24 protein-coding genes are annotated in these 22334 nt (G+C 33.1%); 5 read left to right on the forward strand and 19 right to left on the reverse strand.

Going from position 1 to position 22334, the window contains the following annotated elements:
• Positions 1 to 109 precede the first annotated feature (109 nt).
• Both pheS and AC6CH4_RS18345 read left to right on the forward strand, forming a co-directional pair.
• On the forward strand, positions 110 to 1129 hold the full coding sequence (pheS, locus tag AC6CH4_RS18340) for a phenylalanine--tRNA ligase subunit alpha (protein WP_498105506.1): 1020 nt from the start codon (positions 110 to 112) through the stop codon (positions 1127 to 1129).
• A 77-nt stretch (positions 1130 to 1206) separates the two neighbouring features.
• Positions 1207 to 1614: a hypothetical protein gene (locus AC6CH4_RS18345; RefSeq protein WP_498105508.1), complete on the forward strand. Its 408-nt coding sequence runs from the start codon at positions 1207 to 1209 to the stop codon at positions 1612 to 1614.
• 139 nt (positions 1615 to 1753) lie between these two features.
• Here AC6CH4_RS18345 and AC6CH4_RS18350 read toward each other — a convergent pair whose 3' ends face one another.
• The 3 genes from AC6CH4_RS18350 to AC6CH4_RS18360 all read right to left on the reverse strand — a co-directional run bounded on the left by AC6CH4_RS18350 (position 1754) and on the right by AC6CH4_RS18360 (position 5098).
• Positions 1754 to 2749 (reverse strand): NAD(P)H-dependent glycerol-3-phosphate dehydrogenase, encoded by a 996-nt coding sequence (locus AC6CH4_RS18350; RefSeq protein ID WP_498105510.1) that lies wholly within the window; start codon positions 2747 to 2749, stop codon positions 1754 to 1756.
• A gap of 335 nt (positions 2750 to 3084) precedes the next feature.
• Complete coding sequence (locus AC6CH4_RS18355) at positions 3085 to 4242, reverse strand: iron-containing alcohol dehydrogenase (RefSeq protein ID WP_498105512.1); 1158 nt, start codon at positions 4240 to 4242, stop codon at positions 3085 to 3087.
• Positions 4243 to 4336: 94 nt separating this feature from the next.
• Complete coding sequence (locus tag AC6CH4_RS18360) at positions 4337 to 5098, reverse strand: type 1 glutamine amidotransferase domain-containing protein (RefSeq protein WP_498105514.1); 762 nt, start codon at positions 5096 to 5098, stop codon at positions 4337 to 4339.
• 85 nt (positions 5099 to 5183) lie between these two features.
• Here AC6CH4_RS18360 and AC6CH4_RS18365 point away from each other — a divergent pair, with 85 nt between their 5' ends.
• Positions 5184 to 6089, forward strand: a complete 906-nt coding sequence (locus tag AC6CH4_RS18365) for a LysR family transcriptional regulator (RefSeq protein WP_498105516.1) — start codon at positions 5184 to 5186, stop codon at positions 6087 to 6089.
• Positions 6090 to 6202: 113 nt separating this feature from the next.
• Here AC6CH4_RS18365 and nadD read toward each other — a convergent pair whose 3' ends face one another.
• The 5 genes from nadD to AC6CH4_RS18390 form a co-directional block, all read right to left on the reverse strand.
• On the reverse strand, positions 6203 to 6784 hold the full coding sequence (gene nadD, locus AC6CH4_RS18370; protein ID WP_498105518.1) for a nicotinate (nicotinamide) nucleotide adenylyltransferase: 582 nt from the start codon (positions 6782 to 6784) through the stop codon (positions 6203 to 6205).
• A 31-nt stretch (positions 6785 to 6815) separates the two neighbouring features.
• On the reverse strand, positions 6816 to 7181 hold the full coding sequence (locus AC6CH4_RS18375; protein ID WP_035681477.1) for a four helix bundle protein: 366 nt from the start codon (positions 7179 to 7181) through the stop codon (positions 6816 to 6818).
• Positions 7182 to 7213: 32 nt separating this feature from the next.
• On the reverse strand, positions 7214 to 7786 hold the full coding sequence (gmk, locus tag AC6CH4_RS18380; protein ID WP_498105520.1) for a guanylate kinase: 573 nt from the start codon (positions 7784 to 7786) through the stop codon (positions 7214 to 7216).
• A 91-nt stretch (positions 7787 to 7877) separates the two neighbouring features.
• Entirely contained in the window at positions 7878 to 8738 is an 861-nt protein-coding gene (locus AC6CH4_RS18385) for a YicC/YloC family endoribonuclease (protein ID WP_492968210.1), read from the reverse strand.
• Between the two features lie 211 nt (positions 8739 to 8949).
• Entirely contained in the window at positions 8950 to 9300 is a 351-nt protein-coding gene (locus AC6CH4_RS18390; RefSeq protein WP_498105522.1) for an arsenate reductase family protein, read from the reverse strand.
• A 77-nt stretch (positions 9301 to 9377) separates the two neighbouring features.
• Between AC6CH4_RS18390 and AC6CH4_RS18395 the strand changes: the two genes are divergently transcribed.
• Entirely contained in the window at positions 9378 to 9833 is a 456-nt protein-coding gene (locus AC6CH4_RS18395; RefSeq protein WP_498105524.1) for a DinB family protein, read from the forward strand.
• Between the two features lie 30 nt (positions 9834 to 9863).
• Here AC6CH4_RS18395 and AC6CH4_RS18400 read toward each other — a convergent pair whose 3' ends face one another.
• From AC6CH4_RS18400 to AC6CH4_RS18425, 6 genes are all read right to left on the reverse strand, one after another.
• The gene (locus AC6CH4_RS18400; protein ID WP_498105526.1) at positions 9864 to 10355 is read right to left on the reverse strand and encodes a septal ring lytic transglycosylase RlpA family protein; all 492 of its coding nucleotides are present in this window, start codon (positions 10353 to 10355) and stop codon (positions 9864 to 9866) included.
• Positions 10356 to 10443: 88 nt separating this feature from the next.
• Positions 10444 to 10866, reverse strand: a complete 423-nt coding sequence (locus AC6CH4_RS18405; RefSeq protein ID WP_498105528.1) for a hypothetical protein — start codon at positions 10864 to 10866, stop codon at positions 10444 to 10446.
• Positions 10867 to 10972: 106 nt separating this feature from the next.
• Positions 10973 to 13723 (reverse strand): TonB-dependent receptor, encoded by a 2751-nt coding sequence (locus AC6CH4_RS18410; protein WP_498105530.1) that lies wholly within the window; start codon positions 13721 to 13723, stop codon positions 10973 to 10975.
• Positions 13724 to 14045: 322 nt separating this feature from the next.
• Positions 14046 to 15689, reverse strand: a complete 1644-nt coding sequence (pgi, locus tag AC6CH4_RS18415; protein WP_498105532.1) for a glucose-6-phosphate isomerase — start codon at positions 15687 to 15689, stop codon at positions 14046 to 14048.
• Positions 15690 to 15816: 127 nt separating this feature from the next.
• A complete protein-coding gene (locus AC6CH4_RS18420) occupies positions 15817 to 16320 on the reverse strand; it encodes a lipocalin-like domain-containing protein (protein ID WP_498105534.1) in 504 nt (167 codons plus the stop codon).
• Between the two features lie 10 nt (positions 16321 to 16330).
• Positions 16331 to 16891, reverse strand: coding sequence for a short chain dehydrogenase (locus tag AC6CH4_RS18425; RefSeq protein WP_498105536.1), 561 nt, complete (start codon positions 16889 to 16891; stop codon positions 16331 to 16333).
• Positions 16892 to 16985: 94 nt separating this feature from the next.
• Here AC6CH4_RS18425 and AC6CH4_RS18430 point away from each other — a divergent pair, with 94 nt between their 5' ends.
• Complete coding sequence (locus AC6CH4_RS18430; protein WP_498105538.1) at positions 16986 to 17831, forward strand: AraC family transcriptional regulator; 846 nt, start codon at positions 16986 to 16988, stop codon at positions 17829 to 17831.
• Positions 17832 to 17848: 17 nt separating this feature from the next.
• On the opposite strand, the gene AC6CH4_RS18435 is transcribed toward AC6CH4_RS18430, so the two are convergent.
• Genes AC6CH4_RS18435 through AC6CH4_RS18455 form a run of 5 tightly spaced genes read right to left on the reverse strand, consistent with a single transcriptional unit; the run spans position 17849 to position 22231 of the window.
• A complete protein-coding gene (locus AC6CH4_RS18435; RefSeq protein ID WP_498105540.1) occupies positions 17849 to 18610 on the reverse strand; it encodes a hypothetical protein in 762 nt (253 codons plus the stop codon).
• 23 nt (positions 18611 to 18633) lie between these two features.
• Positions 18634 to 19254, reverse strand: a complete 621-nt coding sequence (locus tag AC6CH4_RS18440) for a hypothetical protein (RefSeq protein ID WP_498105542.1) — start codon at positions 19252 to 19254, stop codon at positions 18634 to 18636.
• 21 nt (positions 19255 to 19275) lie between these two features.
• The gene (locus AC6CH4_RS18445; protein WP_498105544.1) at positions 19276 to 20496 is read right to left on the reverse strand and encodes a M23 family metallopeptidase; all 1221 of its coding nucleotides are present in this window, start codon (positions 20494 to 20496) and stop codon (positions 19276 to 19278) included.
• 23 nt (positions 20497 to 20519) lie between these two features.
• Positions 20520 to 21461: a tryptophan 2,3-dioxygenase family protein gene (locus AC6CH4_RS18450; RefSeq protein WP_498105546.1), complete on the reverse strand. Its 942-nt coding sequence runs from the start codon at positions 21459 to 21461 to the stop codon at positions 20520 to 20522.
• Positions 21461 to 22231, reverse strand: a complete 771-nt coding sequence (locus tag AC6CH4_RS18455; protein ID WP_498105548.1) for a DUF3108 domain-containing protein — start codon at positions 22229 to 22231, stop codon at positions 21461 to 21463. The genes AC6CH4_RS18450 and AC6CH4_RS18455 overlap by 1 nt, the downstream gene beginning before the upstream one ends.
• Positions 22232 to 22334 lie beyond the last annotated feature (103 nt).

A 22334-nucleotide genomic window follows, 5' to 3' on the forward strand; every position in this document is an offset into this window, starting at 1 on the left:
TTCAGTTTACAGTCGCAGTTTTCAGTGTCTACTGAACTGAAAACTGCGACTGCGACTGTTTACTTTCAACTAAAATCACTAAATTTGTTCTCTCAATTATTGAAGGAAAATGATAGACAAGATAAAACAACATATAGAGGAAGCTAAATCCTTTAATGATAAAAATAAAGAATCTTTAGAGCAGTTCCGAATTAAATATTTAGGTAGTAAAGGGTTATTAAAAGAACTTTTTACAGAGTTTAAAAATATTCCAAACGACCAGAAAAAAGATTTTGGACAAGTAATAAATACTTTAAAAGCCGTTGCTGAAGAAAAAGTAAGAGTTATTCAGGAAGAGCTGGAAAGCAAACAGGAAACAAAAGGTATGTTTGGTGATTTAACCAGAGCAGCAGAACCTGTAATTATTGGTTCCCGTCATCCTATTTCTATTGTAAAAAATCAAATTATTGATATTTTCGCTAACATTGGATTCAACGTTTCTGAAGGTCCGGAAATCGAAGACGACTGGCATAATTTTACCGCATTGAACTTACCGGAATACCATCCGGCGCGTGATATGCAGGACACCTTTTTCATTCAGACAAATCCTGATGTTTTGTTGCGTACGCATACATCATCTGTTCAGGTGCGTTACATGGAAAACAATAAACCGCCAATTCGTACTATTTCTCCGGGACGTGTATTTCGTAATGAAGCTATTTCGTCACGTTCACACTGTATTTTCCATCAGGTTGAAGGATTGTACATTGATAAAGATGTCTCTTTTGCCGATTTGAAACAAACATTACTTTATTTTACTAAAGAAATGTTCGGAAAATCAAAGATTCGTTTACGTCCTTCATACTTTCCATTTACAGAACCAAGTGCCGAAATTGATATTTATTGGGGTCTAAAAACAGAAACCGATTACCGTATCACAAAAGGAACTGGCTGGTTAGAAATAGGTGGTTGTGGAATGGTAGATCCAAACGTTCTTAAAAACTGTGACATCAACCCTGATGAATTCAATGGTTTTGCTTTCGGAATGGGAGTAGAGCGTATCGCGATGCTATTGTATCAAATTGGTGATATCCGAATGTTTTACGAAAATGACGTTCGTTTCTTAGAGCAATTTAAATCGAATATATAATTTAAGTCGAAAGTCAAAAGTCGAAAGTCTCAAATTTTGGGACTTTCGACTTTTCGACTTTATAACTTTTGACTAATATGAAAAAAGACATAACAATTCCCGAAGTAGAAAACGTATTCCTTGCCGCTGTTCAGGAATGGAGTGACGATTTTATGGAAAAAGTGTGGTACGCTTACCTGATAAACGACAGTGACTTTAATTTAGACAGCGTTATGGTTGTTTCAAAAGCATTTGGAACAATTGATGGCGAAATGAAAAAGACATCGACTTTACGTCATGCTTTTGTTGAAGTTCCAGCTGTTTCTGTTGTAAAAATTGAAATGATCGAGAAAAGTCTTTTAGTTTTAAACAATGAATTTATGGTGACTTTCTTCATTGGAAACACTTTGTACGATAAGAAATTTATTTTCAAATCAAATTTAATCAATGAAAACGATACGGAGGAAGTGCCGATTTTGTTTGTTGAGGGGGTTATGGTGAAGTAAGAAAATAGAACATAGAGAATAGAATATAGACTGTAGAATATACCTAAATAAAAAAGAGTCAAGACGAATTAAGTTTGTCTTGACTCTTTTTTTATTCTCAAAGAATATAGATCTATATTCTATTCTCTATATTCTTTTTTTAATCCAAAGACTCAGTCAATTTCTTAAATACAGATTTCGCATCTTTTCCTTCGTATAAAACAGCGTAAACGGCATCAATAATAGGTGTTTTAGCCCCATAACCCTGATTTAGTTTGTAAGCACTTTTTGTTGCGTAATAACCTTCGGCAACCATGCTCATTTCCATCATCGCACTTTTTACAGTATATCCTTTTCCAATCATGTTTCCGAACATTCTGTTTCTGGAGAAAACCGAATATCCCGTAACCAGTAAATCGCCCAAATAAGCAGAATCATTAATGTTACGTTTCATTTTGTGCACTTTTCTGATGAATTTCTTCATCTCACGAATTCCGTTACTCATCATAACCGATTGGAAATTATCTCCATAACCTAAACCATGGGCAATTCCGGCTGCGATTGCATAAATATTTTTAAGCATTGCCGCATATTCAGTTCCGATAATATCGTCTGAAATTTTAGCTTTTATATAGTTTCCTGAAAGTGATTTAGCCACAATAGAAGCTTTGTCAGGATCTCCACAAGCGATTGTAAGATAGGAAAGTCTCTCTAAAGCGACTTCCTCAGCATGACATGGACCAGTAATAACACCAATATTGTAATATGGAATGTCGTATTGAATGTGGAAATGTTCGCCAACAATTAAACTCGTTTCAGGAACAATTCCTTTAATAGCTGAGAAGATGATTTTATCGGCCAAAGAAACCGTCATGTTTTTCAATTCCGCATCTAAAAAAGCAGAAGGAATAGCAAAAATTACATAATCTGCATACTCAATTGCTTCGTTGATATTGTTGGTCAATTTAAGTTTGCTGGTATCAAATTCTACCGAACTTAAATAATTTGGATTGTGTTTGTATTTTTGAATGTGCTCTATTGCAGCGTCATTACGCATATACCATGCAATTTCGGAAAGATTCACGCAAAGCATTTTTGCAATTGCCGTTGCCCAACTACCTCCTCCAATTACTGCAAATTTTAAATTTTCGCTCATTATTTTAATAATTTAAAGCAAAAGTACTTAATAAAGTAGTAATAATACAAAGTCTCATTTAAGAAATTTAAAAATGTCCTTTAATTGCAGGGGTTTTCAGTATTATCGAAAAAATAATTAAAAATAATTTTATTCTTACACAATAAAGTCGAAATAGTTACGTTAGAACTATTTATAAATTTAGATTTAATGAGTTTAGCAAAAAATGAGTTAGTTAGTTTTGTTTTAGTATTTTAAAAAGGCGTTCCTAAATATTTTTAAGAACGCCTTTTTTAGTTTTCAGTTTACGGTCACAGTTTACAGTTTGAGCTGCGACTTAATACTGCAACTGAAAACTAATAGCTAAGTTCAACAATAGCTTTTACTTTATCTAAAGTCACTAATTGATTTTCGCCTAAACCTTTCCAGTTTCTTTCATCGAAACGTTTTACAATAAAATCAGCCGTTTCGTGATAATCGTTTGTGTATTGCGAAAGTTTAGTGTCCATTCCCATTGTATGGAAAAATTCAACAGTTTTAGTGATGGCGCCTTTAGCCACTTCGTCATCAGAACCTGTTAAGTTGAAAATTCTTCTTCCGTATTGCGCTAATTTACCTTTTTTAGTTTCGAACATTACTTTATATAAACTCGGACCAATAATGGCTAAAGTTCTTGCATGGTCAATTCCGTATAAAGCGGTTAATTCATGTCCAATCATATGTGTTGCCCAATCTGAAGGAACGCCTTTCTGAATTAATCCGTTTAAAGCCATGGTACAGCTCCACATAAAGTTGGAAGCCAAAGCATAATCACCCGGATTTTCAACAACTTTAGGACCAACTTCAATTAACGTTTGCAAAATTCCTTCTGCAATTCTGTCTTGTAAAAAACCTTCATGCGGATACGTTAAATATTGCTCCATCACATGTGTGTAAGCATCGACAACTCCATTTTGTAATTGTCTTTTTGGCAAAGAAACAATAACGGTTGGGTCACAAATAGAGAATTTTGGAAACAAGGCACTACCGCCAAAAGCTAGTTTTTCCTGAGTTGCTGCAATAGTAACAACCGAACCGGAATTCATTTCGCTTCCTGTAGCCGGTAAAGTTAAAACAGTTCCAAATGGGACTGCGTTTTCTTTAATCAATATTCGTTTTTGTAAAATATCAATCGGATTTCCTTCAAAATGAACAGCTGCCGAAATAAATTTTACACCATCAATTACAGATCCGCCACCAACAGCCAGGATAAAATCAATTTTTTCGGCTTTGATCACTTCTACGGCTTTCATCAAAGTTTCAAAATGAGGGTTTGGTTCTATGCCGCCAAATTCCACAATATCAAAACCTTTTAGGTTATTGATTACCTGTTCGTGAACGCCATTTTTAAAGATGCTTCCGCCGCCGTAAGCTAATAGTATTTTAGCCTCTTGTGGAACTAAAGTTGAAAGTTTTTCTATTTGTCCTTTTCCGAAGATTAAATTTGTCGGATTATATAATTCGAAGTTTAGCATTTTTTTATTTTTAAGGTTCTGAGGTGCTAAGGTTCTGAGGTTCTAAGTTTTTTTGCCTTAACAACTTAGTATCTTAGAACCTTAGAGCCTTTTTCTATTTTAATTTTTCGAATAATTTTCCGGCTACTAATTTTGATGATGCCGGATTTTGACCTGTAATTAAAAGACCGTCTTCAACAGCATAAGGTTGCCAGTTTGGTCCTTTTGAGAATTTACCTCCGTTTGACGAAAGTGCATCTTCTAATAAAAACGGAACAACTTTGGTCAGCCCAACAGCTTCCTCTTCTTCGTTTGTAAAACCGGTAACTTTTTTACCTTTTACTAAATAATCACCGTTTACTTTTATGTTTTTCAAAACGGCTGGAGCGTGACAAACAAAAGCAACTGGTTTTTTATGTGTATAAAATGATTCGATTAAGTCAATTGAGTTTTGATCTTCGACTAAATCCCAAAGCGGACCGTGACCTCCTGGATAAAATACAGCATCGTAATCTTTTTGATTTACAGTCGAAAGTTTTAAAGTATGTTTTAGTTTTTCCTGTAAAGCTTTATCAGCATCAAAACGTTTAGTGTCTTCTGTAGCCGAAGCTGGATCAGCACTTTTTGGATCGATTGGCGGTTGTCCTCCAAGCGGAGACGCAATGGTGATTTCAATTCCCTTATCTAATAATTCATAATAAGGTGCAGCCAATTCTTCTGACCAAAATCCGGTTTTTTCTCCAGTGTTGCCCAGTTTATCATTACTGGTGACAACAAATAATACTTTTTTCATACCTTTTTTATTTGATTTTTGTGCTGTAGCTGTTATGCTGCTGGCAGTGAATGCTATAATTGCGAGTAATGCTGTTTTTTTCATAGTTTTATATTTTCATCAAATTTACAGCTTAAGTGATATTTGTAAAAATAAAATAAACTATGTTTGTAATAAATATATTTATATCATGGTAAATCTGGAATGGTACAGAACATTTAAAGCAGTTTATAAAAACGGAAATTTTTCGGTCGCTGCAAAAGAATTGTTTATGAGTCAACCTGCTGTAAGTCAGCAAATATCAATGTTAGAGGCACATGTTGGTTATAAATTATTCAACCGAAAGTCAAAAGGGGTTGAAGCAACCGAATACGCTAAGTTACTCAATAATTTAATTATTGATGCACTGGATCGATTGGAAAATGTAGAAAGCGGTTTTAGGGCCAAAGCGGAGGATTCTAAACGATTAATATCGATTGGAGTGTCCAAGGATTTGTTTAATTGTTTTGCGAGTACACTAATCTCCAGGTTTGATTTAATCGATTTTACTTTTGCTGAGGATGATGTTCTTTTTTCACTTGTCGATGCTAAAAAACTCGATTTTGCTATCGTGACTAAAAGGTTTGATACGTTTGATACGATTTATGAAATCATCGGAAAAATTAAACTGGTAGTAGTGGGGTCATCAAATTTAGATGTAACCGATTTTCGTCAAAAATTAAAATCAGATAATGCCGTCGAAATAGAGCAATGGCTTAATGATCAAAAGTGGTATAGTCATGATGCCAGAATTCCCCATGTAAAACTATTTTGGCTTCATGCATTCAATAAAAAAAGACCAGCAATAGTGCCCAATTATATCATTCCATCAGAATCTGAGATGCTGGAAATGCTATCCAGAAATTCCGGAATTGCCATTACCTGGAATTGTAATTCACGAAAATATATTAAAGAGAATAAACTGCAATTGTTGTGGAATAGCTTTCACGTTCCGGAGGAGTATGTGTATTTGTTGAGTGCCAAAAACAATAACTTAAACTCGTTTTTTGATACTATTTCTAAAGAATTAAAGTTGTTTTTTGGGAATAGGATGTAGTGATGAGTTTTTTGTCACGGATATTTTTAGCCACGAATTCCATAAATTCCCACTAATTTCAAATTAAGGTTAAAATAATTCGTGTAGATTCGTGCAATTCGTGGCGAACCTTTTTATTTCTTATAAAAATTATTGTGATCAATATAGTCCCAAACCTTCGGAGGCAAAAGGGGCTGAATATTTTTCCCTTTTTTAATGTTGTTTCGAATAAAAGTTGAAGAAATCTCTACAACCGGCGCATCAATAATATGCACTTTTGGATGCGATTTTAATTCGATATTTTCTGCTTCTTCAGAAATGCGTGGATAAACATAGATTTCATAATGGTCTAAAATCACTTCGTAGTTTTTCCATTTGTGAAGCGTTTTCAAATTGTCTTCACCCATAATCAGGGAGAATTCATTATTTGGATATTTCTCCTGCAAATGAACTAGAGTATTTACTGTGTAGTTCGGTTGAGGTAATTTAAACTCAATATCAGAGGGTTTTATCTTTGGATAATCTTCTGTTGCCAGATAAACCATTTCAAGGCGCTTATGATCGTCTAATAAAGTCGCTTTCTTTTTTAGCGGATTATGAGGCGTAACCACCATCCAAACCTGATCTAAATCGGCGAACTCAGCCATGTGATTGGCAATAATCAAATGACCAACATGAATGGGATTATACGTTCCGAAATAAAGGCCTATTTTCATAGTGAAGTAACTAGTAATTAGTAAAAAGTGATTAGTCTTTTAGTGTTTTAGAAAAAGCATTAATCATTTTTGATTCTTCTTCAATTTGATTTAGAATTTCTTTGTAAAGAGTTTGACTAGTTATAAAGCCAAGATCATTTGCAATTAGTAATTGGGTTTCAATTTCGAATAATGAGCCTCTGGAAATATTTAAAAAATGACTAAAAGATTTATCTGTATTTCTGCCATAGCCTTCTGCTATATTTGATGGGATAGATACGGAAGCTCTTTTTAATTGACTTGTTAAAGCAAATAATTCTTCTTTAGGAAATGATTTTACTAATTGATAAATCAGAGAGACAATTTTAATTCCTTTCTGCCAAATCAATAAATCTTTATAAGATCTTATTTCACTCATTTTTATACTAATTACTAATTACTCTTCACTAATCACTTAGAGACAAAATCCTTCACCAGTTGATACGCTTCTTCTTTAGCAGTATCTAAATCGTAGTTTTTGATAATAGTATCAAATTGTGGAGCCGTTGCCAATTCTACAGAAGCTTTTGCAATTCGCATATTGATTTTATCATCAGTTTCGGTAGAACGTTGTTTTAAACGGCGTTTTAGTTCATCAACACTTGGTGGTTTTACGAAAACGGCTAAAGTTTGTTCCGGAAATTTATGCTTGATACGTAATCCGCCTGCAACATCAATATCAAAAATCACGTTTTTTCCTAAAGCCCAGATTCTTTCAATTTCAGCTTTTAAAGTGCCATAAAAGTTATCGCGATAAACCTCTTCCCATTCCAGGAAATCTTCGGCCTTAATGTGTTTTTTGAATTGCTCTAACGAAATGAAATAATAATCTTTTCCGTGTTCTTCTTCTCCGCGTGGGTCGCGTGAAGCCGCTGAGATCGAAAATTCTAAATTTAAATCCTCTTTCCCAAGTAAATGTCTTACTATAGTTGTTTTTCCTGATCCCGAAGGTGCTGAGAAAACAATTAATTTTCCTTTGTTCATTATGGTATGCTTTAGGCTTTAGGCAATATGCTTTAAGCTTTTATTCAATTTGTTTTTCTGTCTACAGCCTATAGCTTAAAGCTTATTGCGTTTACAATACATTCAAAACCTGTTCCTTAATCTTCTCCAATTCATCCTTCATCATCACAACCAGCTTCTGCATTTGAGCATGATTAGATTTTGAACCCATAGTGTTGATTTCACGACCCATTTCCTGAGTAATAAAACCTAATTTACGACCATTAGCTTCAGTCCCTTTAATGGTTTCTAAGAAATAGTCTAAGTGATTCGTCAAACGCACTTTTTCTTCTGTAATATCCAGTTTTTCTAAGTAATAAATCAATTCCTGTTCGAAACGATTTTCATCAACATTGACTTTTAATTCAGAAATGGCAGTTTGCAAACGATCTTTTATAGCCTGAACGCGTTCCGGATCAAGTGCCAAAGCATCGTTCATGTATTGACGAATATTTCCAATTCGAAGATTGAATTCTTTTTCAAGCGATTCGCCTTCGTCTTTTCTAAAACTTAAGATGTTTTGTAAAGCTTCCTCAATGATAACCTGAATCTGATCCCAATCATTTTCATCGATTTCCTCACGCTCCGTCTTTAATGTATCTGGCATACGAACGGCCATTTTCATTAATTCCGTTTCATCGGCATCAGGGTAAACTTCTCTAAGTTGCGCGATATAATTTTTTACAACAGGAACATTTACTTTTGTCGAAGTTTGTTCAGAAGTACTTTCAATGTAAATTCCGAAATCAATTTTCCCTCTTTCAAGTTTAGTTGAGATTTGAGTTCTTAAACCTAATTCCATCTCGCGGTAAAGAGAAGGCATTCTTACGTTTAAATCTAAACCTTTACTATTTAAGGATTTTACTTCGACTGTAATTTTTTTTGTAGGCAATTGCAAAGAAGCTTTGCCAAACCCTGTCATAGATTGTATCATATAATTGAGTATAAAGGCGCAAAGATAATTAAAAGTTTGCTGTGTTGAGTGGTAAAATGCTAATCTGTGAACTGTGGAAAGTGTTTGTATTTTTTTTGCCACGAATTTCACGAATTTCCACTAATTTGAAACGTTACACCCTATTTTTTTAAAAGAATTTATCTGCGGAAATTTTAATTCGTGGAAATTAGAGAAATTCGTGGCAAACATTTTAGCTTAAAGCTTTCATTACCTGTAAGATGTTTGGCTGGCTGTTGCCAATATAGATTTTACCGTCAATAATAAAAACCGGACGACTCAGAAAAGTATAATGTTCCAGAATGTATTTTTTAAAATCAGCTTCAGTCAATGATTTGTTTTTTAAATCCATTGATTTGTATAACTGTGCTTTCTTGCTGAATAGTGCTTCATAACTTCCTGCCAGCTTATGCATTTCTTCCAATTCCGTCTCTGTAATCGGATTTTGTCTGATGTCATGAAATTCAAGATTATGATTCGCCGGTAAACCTTTTATGATTTTTCGGCAGGTGTCGCACGAAGCTAAGTAATATATTTTGTTCATGATTTTTAAATTTAGTGACTACAAAGAAAATTCATTTGAAACTTAAAAATGCCTAATTTTAGAAAAAAATTATAACTATGAATTCAGTTTTTGAAGTACAAAAAACAATTAGAGAAGTTCTCTTAAAGATTTTAGACAATCATTCATTAGAACAGTTAAACAAAATCCCAACAGGATTTAGTAATAATTTGATTTGGAATATAGCGCATTGTGTGTCTACACAACAAGTTTTAGTTTATAAATTATCGGGTTTGCCAATGATGGTTTCTGAAGAATTTATAAACAAATACAGAAAAGGAACAAAGCCGGAAGGTAATGTTTCGCAAGCAGAGGTAGATGAAATCAGAACCTTGCTTTCAACAACTTTAGAGCAGGTTCAGAAAGATTTTGCCGATGGCATTTTTCAAAACTATAATGAATATACTACCAGTATGGGTTACACTTTGAAAAATATTAATGGAGCCCTGGATTTCAATAATTATCACGAAGGAATTCATACCGGAATTATAATGAGTATTAGAAAGTTTGTATAAATAAAAAATCCCGCTCTAAAGCGGGATTTTTTATTCTATTATAGTCTCAATAGTGACTTTTAATGCGCCATAGCCTCTGCTTCCGCTAATGTCCATAAAAGCTCTTTTTGAGAGGTCTAATTCACGTGTTTTTACAAATGGGCCTCTGTCAGTTATTTTCACAATAACAAACTTTCCATTTGCTTCGTTTGTGACTTTGATTTTAGTTCCAAAAGGAAGTTTTTTGTGTGCAGCGGTGTATTTGCTATTGTTAAATCTGCTTCCGTCAGCTGTTTTTTTACCATTAAATCGGTCTGCATAGTAGGAGGCATGTGCCGATTTTTTATAGGGTTTTAATTTTAAATTTTTATCAGTAAAAATAGAATCCTTTACCGTGAGGGCCTGATTTTTTGTTCCGGTTTTTAGCGTGTCCTGGATAATTTTAGGCTCTGTTGGCCTGACTTGTTGACTCGTGACGTAAGTTACGCAACTTAAAAAAGTTATAGTAAATGCGCTGAGTAAAATGTTTTTTTTAATTCTCATGGGTTATTCTTTTTCAGACTTGGGGAGTTTGTACAAATAATATGCCGAGATAAAAAAAGCCCTATTTGTTAGGGCTTTAATTGGTTTTTTAGAACCATAGGTTCCACGGGATTCTACTTAATATAAGTAATAATCCTAATCCGTAAAAAATAGCAAATGTTTTAAATTTAGCTTCGCTATTAATTAGTTTTTTATGTTTTGACCATCCAATAGTGATCAGAATAATTGCTATAAGATTAATTAAAGGGTGTTCTAATGAAGTCAATCGAAGTTCAGCATTAGACATTTCTCCAAAAGCAGCTTTTCCAAGCGGAGAAACAAAATAAAGAATCAATCCAATCAATAATTGAGTGTGTGCTCCAATTAAGGCAAATAAGGAAATCTTTCGATCTTTGGCAGTAAACTCTTTTTTAGAAGTTAATCCTAAAATGGCATTTACAACGGCAACCAATAAAAGTAACAATGCCAGATAAGCCCATCCAGAATGGAATTTTTGTAGAAAATAATACATAAAACAGGTTTTTTGTTCAAAACAAATATAACAAAAAAGGCTATAAAAAAACGGCATCAAACTTAAAAGTCAATGCCGTTTATGATATTTATTTAGATTCTAAATATTAGAAATCGTAACGTAGTCCAAAGTTCCATGTTCTACCAAATCCAAAATATACCTGATTTGTAGTAGCTAAACCTCTGTAAGTTGGAACAGTTGGCACGTCAGCTGCAAATATATTTGTTTTTGCTTCTGCAATGTAAACTGTATCAAAAACGTTGTTTACGTTTAATCTGAAACCAACTGAATTGCTTTTAGTTTTTCCAACTAACCATTTATAAGATAAACCAGCATCAACTAAACCAAAAGAAGGTAATTCTAAAGATCCTCTGTTATCTTCCTTTGTAAAGTTTCCTGGGGAAATTGCAGCATATAATTTATCCGTATAGTTGTAATTTGCATCTACACTAAAACGAGGTAATATTTCGTATGTTGCTCCTAAAGCAGCAGTTAATTGCGCGGCATCGCCAACTTTTACACCATCAAGGAAAAGAATAGTAGTTGTTCCTCCGCCAATTGGGTTGTTTGCAGAATCGTAACGGTTACTTGTACTTGTTCCCTCATATTTCCAGTCCCCAATAGAGAACATTGCAGTAATGTTAAGTTTATCTGTAACTCTTGCTCTACCATCAAACTCTAAACCTGAGTGGATTTCAGTAATTCCTGAGAAGTCATAATAACCTCCTGGATTTGTTGTGTCATTATCATTAGATCTTTGGTATCTGTCTTTCCAAGATGTACGATAAACGTTTACGTTAGCAGTGAAGATTCTAGAACGGAAACCGTAACCAGCTTCTAAACCAAAGATTTTCTCGTTAGTTAAGTTACCATTAACTAATGAAGCGTTGTTTGGATAAACTGCATTAAAGAATGGTTGTTTGGAGTAAAATCCTGAATTAACATATACATTATGGCTCTCATTAATGTTATAGTTAACACCACCTTTAACGTTACCACCAAGGATGTTTTCAAAATCTGTACTTGACAATGCATCTGAAGACGGATATTTAAAGTAATCAACTCTTTTGAATCCTTGTTGAGAAATTGCTCCCTGAACGAATGCTGTAAATTTATCTGTAGAATATTCTAATTGAGTAAATCCACCATACCATCTTACATCACCATCATTATAGAAGTTGATCTTTTGCTCATCATCTGTGCTTTTGAAAACGTTCCAGGCCGGGTAAGTAGAATAAGTCTCTGTTAAAACTCTATTAGGATTATTAACATCAAAATTGTCAAGATAAGAAGTTCCTCCTAAAAGATTATTTACGTTTTGATAGTGAATTCCTTTGTAACCTCTCACGTCAACACCAATATCCCAAGTTAAGTGATCAGTGAATTTTTTGTTAAAGTTAACAATTGCACCATACCAGTTGTGTGAGTTAACTGAAGAAATTTGAGAAATACCAGTTGTAGAGTTTGTAACTGAACCTGTAGCTGAACTGTTTTGAAATTGACCACTTGTACCGTTAGTTGTACGTGTATAGTTTGTTCCGTTAATGTTTACAGTTTGTCCTGAGTTATAGGCGACAATTTTATCATAATCAATTAAACCGTCAGCAGTTCTAAATGCATTGTTTACATAGTTAAAACCTCTAATCCCACCTGCTCCTCTTGAACCTCCTCCACGTCCGAAAGAAACGTAGCCTACGGCTGATATTTTTGAAGTTTCATTAATTTGGTAATCCCAGTTTAATGAAACTACTGGCTTGTGATAGTAATTTCTTACCATGTTAAATTCTTTTCCATCTTTATATCCCCAGTCAGAGTTATATTTGATGTTTGGATCAGTAGCTGTACCATATTGTTGATACTGTGCAATCGTAATGAATGTTGATCTTTGATCATGCCATTGTGGAGCACCAGTTACAGTAAGTTGGAAATCGTGTTTGTTATTTTTTGTAGCGTAACCAAGACCAATATAATAGTTGTCTCCGTTAAATTTTGTTGCGTCTACATAACCATCACCCTGAGTGTGGCTGTATAATACAGATGCAGAGAATCCGCTGTCTAATTTTCCTGTATTGTAAGCTACGTTTGTTTTGAAGAAATTATCATTTCCGAAAGAAGTACCTACTGTACCACCTTGCTTCAAATCTGATGCTTTAGTGATGTAGTTCATAGTTCCTCCAACAGAAGCAATTGCTAATTTTGAAGAACCTAAACCTCTTTGAACCTGAATTGCAGATGTAACATCTGATAAACCAGACCAGTTACTCCAGTAAACAGATCCGTTTTCCATATCATTAACCGGCATACCGTTAACCATTACGGCAATATTATTTTGGCTAAATCCACGAATAGTAACTCTTGAATCTCCGTAACCACCACCTGATTTACTAACGTAAACTGAAGGGGTGCTCTTTAAGATTTCAGGAAGCTCCAGGTTTCCTAATTTTTCCTGAATTTCACTAGCTTTAATTGTAGAAACTGCAACAGGAGTTTTTCTGTCTTTTGCAATATCTACAGTTGTGCTTTTTACTACAATTTCGCTTAGTTCGTTTGAGTTAGAAGCTAAAGCGATTGTTCCTAAATTAGTAGTAGCGCCATTAGCTACTGAAAATTTTACAGTTTGGTTTTGATAACCTAAAAAAGAAATAACGATTTCTCCTGTACTACTTGTTGCATTAAGAGTAAATTTACCGTCAAAATCTGTAGAAGTAGCAGTTGTAGAGCCTTTAATCACTACGTTTGCTCCCGGTAAAGAACCTGTACCGTCGGTAATTGTACCAGTAATTTTTCCTTGAGAAAATGCGGTTGAAACTATCATGAACAACAGTCCAGTAAGTAACCAATTTTTCATTGTCTTCATTTGTTATTTAGTTTATTGTTTTTGGCAAAATTATAACAAATAACTCAGATAGTGTTATCAAAATGTTAAGAAAAACAAGTTTTATCTATTGTGTTGCGTATTAAAATGATTTTTTCTTTTTTCATTAAATAAAATAATGATTTTTTGAATTTCAGTACTTGTTTTTTGTTAAAATCATATTAATCTGAACAGTGCTGTAGGTGTAAACTTGCAATAGTGCCAGTTTTACGAATAGATACCGATATTTTTATACGAAAAAACGCCTTAATTTTAGTTAAATCAAGGCGTTTCAGTTTATTATGAAAAAACGATTAAATCATTCTTATTTGTTCTTCAAAAAGTGATTTAGTAAAAATGATGTTGAGCTATCATGACTTTTTACGGTTTTTGAATTTATCTCGTCTAAAATAGAGTTAGCCAATTGTTTTCCTAATTCAACTCCCCATTGATCAAAGCTGAAAATGTTCCAAATAACACCCTGAACAAAAATCTTGTGTTCATATAAAGCAATTAACGAACCTAAAGATTTCGGCGTTAATTTTTGAATCAAAATGGTATTAGTTGGTTTATTTCCTGTGAAAACTTTAAATGGCAATAAGTAAGACGCTTTTTCTGCAGAAAGTCCTTGTTTGTCAAATTCAGCCTGAACTTGTGCAGGAGTTTTTCCGTTTAATAAAGCTTCAGTCTGAGCGAAAAAGTTTGACATTAATTTATCATGGTGATCTTCGTTTCCGTATAACGGTTTTACGAATCCGATGAAATCTGTCGGAATTAATTTTGTTCCCTGGTGAATTAATTGGAAGAAGGCATGTTGCGAATTGGTTCCTGGTTCTCCCCAGATAATTGTTCCGGTTTGGTAGTTTACAGGTTTTCCGTCACGGCCAACACTTTTTCCGTTACTTTCCATCGTTGCCTGTTGTAGGTATGGAGCCAATTTTTGTAAATATTGAGTGTAAGGAATCAAAGCTTCGCTCTCAGCTTCAAAGAAATTATTATACCAAACGCTCAATAAAGCTAAAATTACCGGAATGTTTTCATCCAATTCAGCCGATTTGAAATGGTCGTCCATTTCGTTAGCACCTTTCAATAATTCATTATAATTATCAAAACCAACTGCCAAAGCAATACTCAAACCAACAGCGCTCCATAATGAGAATCTTCCTCCAACCCAATCCCACATTGGGAAAACATTATTTGGGTTAATTCCGAATTCAGTTACTTTTTGAATATTGGTCGAAACAGCCACAAAGTGTTTTGCGATATCTTCCTGAGAAGCCGATTTCAAAAACCATTCTTTGATGGTTTCAGAATTTGACAGCGTTTCCTGAGTCGTAAAAGTTTTAGAAACAATTAAAAACAAAGTTGTCTCCGGATTTAATTTTTTGATAATTTCATTAACGTGATCACCATCAACATTTGAAACAAAATGTAGATTTAAGTGATTTTTGTAAAATTGTAAAGCTTCAACCGCCATAACCGGACCAAGATCTGACCCTCCAATTCCAATATTAACGATATCAGTAAAAGCTTTTCCCGTAAAACCTTTTCTTGCTCCCGAAATAACTTCGTTTGTAAAGTTTTTGATTTTATTTTTTACTTCATAAACTTCTGGAATTACATTTTCGCCATCAACTTTTATAACTGCTGATTCCGGTGCACGTAAAGCAGTATGTAAAACAGCTCTATTTTCTGTTTGGTTAATGATTTCTCCACCAAAATATTGAGAAATGGCATCTTTCAATCCAATTGAATTGACCAACTCTAATAAAAGAGAAATAGTTTCCTGACTAATATTGTTTTTAGAATAATCTACTAAAAAGTCATTCCATTGTAAATTGAATTTTTCAACACGAGCATTATCTTGTTGAAACAATTCTTGTATCGTTGTTTCGTGAATTGCATTATAGTGGTTTTGCAGATTTTTCCACGCTTCAGTCCCGGTTGGGTTTGTTGTGTTTAAAGCCATTTTGTATTTAATTGAGAAGTGGTTATAAGTGGTTTTTAAAAACACAAAAATACTGAAATAACTCGTAATAGGGTAAAGCTTCACAATTATATAACAAATAGTTACGAAAACGTTTTATGAATCTGCATCACAATTTTTTCCAGACAACTTCTGCTGTAACAGATTTTCCGCCTTGCGTGGTATTGGTTACAACATATTTAAGTTGATTGTTTAGAAAGGTATAAGATCTCTTTTGAACTGTCCCTTCCCAGTTTGGGAACGATGCCGTTTTTATTTTAAAAGTAATAATCTTGTTCGTTTCATCAATTTCATATTCACCAAAATGGGCATTGCTTCCCTGAACAATCGAAGCATTTTCTTCCGGAGTACATTTGTTTTTATCGCCCGAAATTATTTTTGGTCTTTCATTTTTATATATTTCAATGGCGTAATTCCCTTTTTCATCAAAAAACAATATGCCTTTCGGATTTACATCATAAGGAAGATTTTTGGTTCCATCTGAATTTATATTTTCAACAGAAACCAAAGTCCAGGAACCTAAAATTGCTGTTTTTATTACTTCTTTTGTTTTTTGAGCAATAGCTGTATTTAGAGCTAAAAGCAAGAATAATATAGTGGTTGACTTTTTCATATTTAAAATTTTAATAGTTTACTTTAATAATTTCTCCATTTATTGCCGCATCAATACTTTTTGAATAAGCGCTAATTAAATCTTCAATCGGAATGTCTGAAACTTTTGCAGGACTAACGGCATTTATTCTAATTCCTCTTTCTAATTCAAGGGAAGCTGAAAGCACAAAACTGTTAATCGCACCATTTACAATTGCTTTACCACTGTTGTTCCTTACAGGTTTATCGCCCATTTTGCCTGAAGTAAGTATAAATGATCCGTTATCGTTTAAGTACTTTTGTCCAATTAAAACCAGATTAATTTGTCCCAGCAACTTATTTTTAATACCGATATTTATTTTTTCTTCGTCAAGCGAAAGTAAATCTCCGGTGTAACAATCACCAGCGACACAAATACAGACATCAATGTTTTTAACTTTGCTGAATAATTTTTCTATAGAATTTGAATCTGATAAATCGATTCTAAAATCACCGCTGTTTCGTCCGGCCGAAATAATTTCATGATTTTTTTCTAAAGCGGGTTCCAGTATTTTACCAATTGTTCCGCTTGCTCCAATTAAAAGAATTTTCATTTTGTAATTTTTTTAGTTCTTATTGAAACAAAATTAGAGCATTAGCTTTCTCTGAAAATTGTACTAATTGGTACTAAAATTGTATTTTAGCATTATGACAGATAAGAATTTATATCTTCCTTTTGAAGTTGATTTTAAGGAATTAGAACAGTTTCCGAAAACCATTCGGAAAAACAATTTCTTTGAATTGATTTATGTCGTTGATGGAACCGGAATTCAAATTATAAACAATAATAAATTTCAATACCGAAAGGGAAATCTGTTTCTTGTAACACCGCAAGATGTTCATTCATTCGAAATTTCGACGTTGACGAAATTCTTTTTTCTTCGGTTTAATGAATATTATGTAAAAGCAAATTCTCAAAATCCGCAAAGTGAAACTGTACTCCGGATGGAATATATTCTCCAAAATGCAAGTCATCGGCCAGGATGTATTCTTAAAAATAAAATTGACAAACCGTTAATTGCCTCACTTATTGAAAGTATTATTAACGAGCAAAGTAATCAACAGATTTATCATCAAAAGATTATCGAGCAAATTGTTAATGCAATTATAACTGTTGTGGCAAGAAATATTGCTTTAAAATTACCAAAGAATATTAAGGAAACTACAGGAGAAATGGTTCTTGAAATTTTGCATTATATTCAGGAAAATATTTATGATCCAAAGCAGTTAAAAGCAAATATAATAAGTGAACAATTTAATATTTCACTTCATTACTTAGGGAAATATTTTAAGAAACAAACCGGCGAAACGCTTCAGGAATACATTTCAAATTATAAATTAAGATTGATTGAAGCCAGACTTTTGAACAGCGATATGCGCATTAATGAAATTGCAGATGAATTGCATTTTTCTGATGAAAGTCACCTGAATAAAGTTTTCAGAAAACATAAAGGAATTAATCCATCAGAGTTTAGGAAGAAGTTCTGTAAGTGATTTTTTAAACTTCGTATTTATTCTATTCTTACTTTCTCCCAGCTCGCAACTATTTTGCCATTCATGTCCACATCATTGATTTCATAATACTCAAGATTGTTTTTGGAAATTTTTCGGAATAACTTTTTAAAATCTCTATAAATGAAATATTCTTCATTTAAAACAAAGGAGATTGTTTTAATTTCTTTCCACTTATTATTTTTTAAACTATAAATAGTAATTGCTTTATATCGGCTGGCGCAGGAAGAATAATATTCTGCAATTTCGCATTTTCCATCTTCATCAATATCTCCGATATTTAAAATACTTGAAGGATGGCAACAATTAGAATCGGTTAAAACTCTTGGAATATTGTTGTCTGTAAAGTAATAAGAATCGCCTGCTTCACAATAACTTAATCCGTGTAAAACAAATACAGAATCATCTTTTTTGTTACCATTTAAATCACCTAAATTATTAAAGCCTTCATTGTAAAATTCATCAAATAGTTTTCTATGTAGCCTAATAGGATAACATTCTTTCTTTTTGTTTTCAGTTTCGTACTTTGAGATATCTAATTTAAATTTTCCTTTAAGAATAGAATCATTGATAAACTGAATATCATTGGATAAAACAGAATCTTTTGAAGTTCCAAATTGAATTGCAGCCAATTGCCACTCATAAGAAAGTTGATTTATAGGCTCCAGAAAAACTTTTTTTGATCCGGAAAAACTTTTTTTGCTCTCGTTTTTACAAGAAGCAATACAGAAAAGCAACATTAAAAGAATAAGTTTTCTCATTAAATCTTATTGTTGTTTTATAATCACCAAATCTTCCACCAAGGCTTTTTATTAACTTCAATAGTTTTTTTCTCAGTATTAATTTCAATTCTTTTTGGAGATTCAATTTTGATTTTCGAATCATCAAAAAACAATTCACCATTATCATTCATTCCAAGAGGAGATTTTGTCCTTTCTTTCCAGTCTTCAGTTTGTAATTCTGTAACTAATGCCGAATGGATTTTATCCTTAAATTTTTTTCGTGCTTTTTCTATAATTTCTTCCTCCAGATTTGAAGAGGAATTTTTAAAAAGCGAAATCGAATTGTCTGGAATGTTTAAAAGGAAAACCTGTGTTTTGTTTTCGATTTTCTGAATATCCAATACTTTAAAATAGGCAATAGTGTCTAAAAGGAAATGACCAATTTTTGCAGAGCCAGGATTGAATTTGGATAGATCTTTTGGATGAGCACTTGCAATTAAATATCTAATATTCCCGGAAAGACCGCCACCTATAGATGACATATCAGTAAAACCTTTTTCCTGAATTATTTGTCCAACCTTATAATTTGAAATTAAATTGTCTGGCAAATCAGTATCTCTGTAAAACAGTTTTAAACCTGAAAAAGTTTCATTGTAAATTGCTTTAAGACGTGCATTTTTCATTTGACTTTCGATTTCAGATATTTACAAGTTTCCGATACTATCCAATTCTCTTTTCAATGGTTCCATTTGTTTTAAGAAACGCGTTTTGTCATTTCCTGTCAACGATTCTCCGGTTGGCAAGTTCAATCGAAGTGCATCAACCTGAATTCCGTTTTTCCAGAATCGGTAACAAACGTGTGGTCCAGAAGCTAATCCTGTGCTTCCAACTAATCCGATAGTTTGTCCTTGTGTTACACGTTGCCCGCGACGCACGAGAATTCTTGACATATGTAAATATTGAGTAGAGTAGGTTCCGTTATGTTTTACTTTTACGAAGTTTCCATTTCCTGCAGTATAACCTGTGGCTTCTACAACACCAGAGGCAGTTGTTGAAATTGGTGTTCCGGTTGGAGCAGCATAATCAGTTCCTTTATGTGCTTTCCAGGTGTGTTGCACAGGATGAAATCTATTCATTGTAAATCTCGAAGTGATTCGGCTGAATTTGATTGGTGTTTTTAAGAAGAAGTTTTTTAGTGTTTTTCCCTGATCATCATAATATTCGACTTTTCCTGAAAGTGTATCTTTTTCAAAAGGGAAAGCATAAACGATTTTTCCTTTATATTCAAAAAAGGCAGCTTCCAGATCTTCAACACCATCATACGTTTTATTATTGATAAAACGCTCGGTAAAAATCAGACCGTAACGATCTCCTTTTTTAAGTTTGAAAAAGTCGATAGACCATGAAAACACTTTGGTAATTCTGCTGGCCAATGCTGTTTCTACACTTGCATTTCCTAAAGTCTCGGACAATGAACTTTTTAAAACGCCCCCTATTATTTTGCGTTTAAAGGTAACCGGTTTTATTTTTTTATAGGCTTTTGCAATAGTATCTCTGAAATCAACGACGTAATAGGTTAGTGCATCTGGCTGATAAATGAAAACTTGTAATTTGTTGGTTTTATTTTTAGAACGAAGAAGTGTATAAGGTTTGTTGTATCGAATAGTTCTAACATTAAAAGAATCTTTTACCTGTTCAACAATGTTATAAACCTGTTTGTCTCCAATATTTTGATTTTGAATAATGGATCCAAAAGAATCTCCTTTTGATATGGTATCATTAACAACATTAAAGTCGGCGTAATTAAAACCAAATTCTACTTTTTTAGTTTTTGGTTTAGTAATTTTAGTTTCAACTTTTTCATCGGATTTATTGCATGAAAATATTGATAATAAAACGATTATAATTACGAATGCTTTTTTCAAACTTTTTAATTTTTTTCGGGAAATTAAATGGTTTCTTCATTTCCCCAATTGGACAATTCATCTTCGGTCCACAATTTAGGAAAAAAGATGCGTCTTTGGTATTTTGGATGCATATATTTTTGCCAGTCACTTCCTCCAGTGGCTTCGCCGTTGCCTTTTCCGCTTTCCAAAATGTACTTTCTTGCAGTGTTTAGATGCTGCATAACCCAAGTAATATTCACGGTTTTGTCATAATGACGCATTGCCTGAATCAATTCATTATTCTGTTGATCTTTTTCTGGTAATTGCGTAAATTTTTTCCAGATGTTTTTAGTTTTAAAGGAAGACATTTGTCTTAAAAACTGATCTTTATATTTTTTTTCGAATTCCTGCAGTAAATATGATTTTTCGCCTGTTTGGTAATCTTTACCTGCTGCTTGCCAATATAAGTGCTCGAAACTAGTTTCTAAATCGGTATTTTCATCAAAGTTTGCTTTGTATCTACGGTCTGTTAAATTGATAACATCAGTCGAAGCAAATTCAATTAAGCGATATTGTGCACTTTGAAATCCACTTGCCGGAGTCAGCGTATTTCTGAATTTCATGTACTGATCGATATCCATTCCGTTTTCCATAATGCTGAACGAATTGGTCAACATATCAAAATAACGGGTGATTCTTGATAATCTTTCACTGAAAAAATCAACCTGAATATTTTCTGTATCGGCGATTTGATCAATTTCCCACAAAATCATTTTAAAAATTAATTCATTTACCTGATGATACATAATGAAAACCATTTCATCAGGAAGTGTAGTGCGTTGTATTTGTAAATTTAAAAGCGCGTCAGTTTGAATATAATCCCAATAGGTAATTGGTTTTGACCAAAGTAAGCCTTCAAGCTGTACGTCTGTTTTTTGATTTATAGCTTGAAATTTAAGGTCAATTTCTTTTAAGATTGATTCTGAATGATCAGTAGGGTTCATTATTTTTTTGCTTTAAATGGATATTTCAATCCTTTATATTCGTCGAGATCTGCTTTCAGGGATCCGACGGCAAGATCCGCTTTTATTCGTACCGGAACTTTATTATTGTCGTCTGTTATCCAGAGTGTTACACTCTCTTTTTCTTTAAAAACTCTTCCTGTTTGTACAAGGGGTTTAAATACCATTGTAGAAACGGTTCCAAATTTAGTTGTAATATCCTGACGACCTATATATTTTAACTTAAATTTTGTGATTTCTTCATCAAAGAACATATCAATTGTAATAGCATCGCCTGATTTCAGTTTGTCAATATTAGGATGATTTCGCAGATAATAAAAAGAAGAAATTATATCCTGCACATTATCATTAATAACAATGGTTTTTTCAGACTTTCGTTTATAATCTTTTACTAAAACCCGATTTTCTGCCTGATTAAAAATTCCTTCCTGATTTTTAGTATAACCACCTTCGTCAATTTTTCTAATATAACGATATGGACTTCCGGTTTCCTTGTCAAAATAACTTTCGTATAAATCTTCTACTTTAAAGAAAAACTTGGACATGCCGGTTGTATAACCTTTACCCACAGCGTGATGTACCTTTTTATTGTTTATTGTACCTTCTTTAATTTCGAGTGTAGCGTAACCTGCATTGACAATTCCGTAATGAATTCTGAATTTGAAGTATTCCCCCGTACCAAATGCATCTTCTTTTTGAGTATCAAATGCCAGGGTAGTGAGAATTAATATGATGAGAACTAGCTTTTTCATAGTACAATCTTTACATTTATTATAAAGGTAATTAAATGCAAATTCTATTCCAAATGTACCTAAACAAAAAAACTCAGTCAAGGAATGACTGAGTTTTTATGCT

The sequence above is a fragment of the Flavobacterium sp. GQ95 genome (assembly GCF_059758655.1).

What these genes read in the sequence shown, in the direction of transcription:
- AC6CH4_RS18410 (WP_498105530.1), bottom strand. Translation starts at nt 13,723, where the DNA reads ATGAAGACAATGAAAAATTGGTTACTTACTGGACTGTTGTTCATGATA.
- AC6CH4_RS18355 (WP_498105512.1), bottom strand. Translation starts at nt 4,242, where the DNA reads ATGCTAAACTTCGAATTATATAATCCGACAAATTTAATCTTCGGAAAA.
- AC6CH4_RS18345 (WP_498105508.1), top strand. Translation starts at nt 1,207, where the DNA reads ATGAAAAAAGACATAACAATTCCCGAAGTAGAAAACGTATTCCTTGCC.
- AC6CH4_RS18365 (WP_498105516.1), top strand. Translation starts at nt 5,184, where the DNA reads ATGGTAAATCTGGAATGGTACAGAACATTTAAAGCAGTTTATAAAAAC.
- AC6CH4_RS18385 (WP_492968210.1), bottom strand. Translation starts at nt 8,738, where the DNA reads ATGATACAATCTATGACAGGGTTTGGCAAAGCTTCTTTGCAATTGCCT.
- AC6CH4_RS18350 (WP_498105510.1), bottom strand. Translation starts at nt 2,749, where the DNA reads ATGAGCGAAAATTTAAAATTTGCAGTAATTGGAGGAGGTAGTTGGGCA.
- AC6CH4_RS18420 (WP_498105534.1), bottom strand. Translation starts at nt 16,320, where the DNA reads ATGAAAAAGTCAACCACTATATTATTCTTGCTTTTAGCTCTAAATACA.
- AC6CH4_RS18375 (WP_035681477.1), bottom strand. Translation starts at nt 7,181, where the DNA reads ATGAGTGAAATAAGATCTTATAAAGATTTATTGATTTGGCAGAAAGGA.
- pgi (WP_498105532.1), bottom strand. Translation starts at nt 15,689, where the DNA reads ATGGCTTTAAACACAACAAACCCAACCGGGACTGAAGCGTGGAAAAAT.
- AC6CH4_RS18405 (WP_498105528.1), bottom strand. Translation starts at nt 10,866, where the DNA reads ATGTATTATTTTCTACAAAAATTCCATTCTGGATGGGCTTATCTGGCA.
- AC6CH4_RS18435 (WP_498105540.1), bottom strand. Translation starts at nt 18,610, where the DNA reads ATGAGAAAACTTATTCTTTTAATGTTGCTTTTCTGTATTGCTTCTTGT.
- AC6CH4_RS18425 (WP_498105536.1), bottom strand. Translation starts at nt 16,891, where the DNA reads ATGAAAATTCTTTTAATTGGAGCAAGCGGAACAATTGGTAAAATACTG.
- AC6CH4_RS18450 (WP_498105546.1), bottom strand. Translation starts at nt 21,461, where the DNA reads ATGAACCCTACTGATCATTCAGAATCAATCTTAAAAGAAATTGACCTT.
- nadD (WP_498105518.1), bottom strand. Translation starts at nt 6,784, where the DNA reads ATGAAAATAGGCCTTTATTTCGGAACGTATAATCCCATTCATGTTGGT.
- AC6CH4_RS18390 (WP_498105522.1), bottom strand. Translation starts at nt 9,300, where the DNA reads ATGAACAAAATATATTACTTAGCTTCGTGCGACACCTGCCGAAAAATC.
- AC6CH4_RS18455 (WP_498105548.1), bottom strand. Translation starts at nt 22,231, where the DNA reads ATGAAAAAGCTAGTTCTCATCATATTAATTCTCACTACCCTGGCATTT.
- pheS (WP_498105506.1), top strand. Translation starts at nt 110, where the DNA reads ATGATAGACAAGATAAAACAACATATAGAGGAAGCTAAATCCTTTAAT.
- AC6CH4_RS18400 (WP_498105526.1), bottom strand. Translation starts at nt 10,355, where the DNA reads ATGAGAATTAAAAAAAACATTTTACTCAGCGCATTTACTATAACTTTT.
- AC6CH4_RS18430 (WP_498105538.1), top strand. Translation starts at nt 16,986, where the DNA reads ATGACAGATAAGAATTTATATCTTCCTTTTGAAGTTGATTTTAAGGAA.
- gmk (WP_498105520.1), bottom strand. Translation starts at nt 7,786, where the DNA reads ATGAACAAAGGAAAATTAATTGTTTTCTCAGCACCTTCGGGATCAGGA.
- AC6CH4_RS18395 (WP_498105524.1), top strand. Translation starts at nt 9,378, where the DNA reads ATGAATTCAGTTTTTGAAGTACAAAAAACAATTAGAGAAGTTCTCTTA.
- AC6CH4_RS18440 (WP_498105542.1), bottom strand. Translation starts at nt 19,254, where the DNA reads ATGAAAAATGCACGTCTTAAAGCAATTTACAATGAAACTTTTTCAGGT.
- AC6CH4_RS18360 (WP_498105514.1), bottom strand. Translation starts at nt 5,098, where the DNA reads ATGAAAAAAACAGCATTACTCGCAATTATAGCATTCACTGCCAGCAGC.